Below are 257 nucleotides of genomic sequence, written 5' to 3'. Positions count from 1 at the left end.
CCTACAGCGTGGTATATGCCTTGGTGATGACCATTGGGATCACTGTGCCCTTCCGATGGTGCTCACGTGAGAAGGCTGCGATAAAAATTCACGCTGAGCCTGATGACGATCCAGAAGAGGGAATCGATCCTGCGACACCACACACGGTAAAAACGAACAAGACCACCAATACGTACAAGACCTACAATGTCGAAGCATCTGATCCAACGCCAAATTTGGAGGAAGCCCGAAAGCATTTGGTGCATAGCAGTGCTACA

At 49.8% G+C, this 257-nt stretch carries 1 protein-coding gene; it reads left to right on the top strand.

The annotated features are described in order from the left end of the window. Nucleotides 1–26 precede the first annotated feature (26 nt). Nucleotides 27–257, top strand: a 231-nt coding sequence (locus ACYQ78_RS39805) for a hypothetical protein (protein ID WP_459806179.1), incomplete at its 3' end; no start/stop codon positions are given.

The sequence above is a fragment of the Herbidospora sp. RD11066 genome (assembly GCF_054661255.1).
This window is presented reverse-complemented; position numbering and strand designations above follow the sequence as displayed.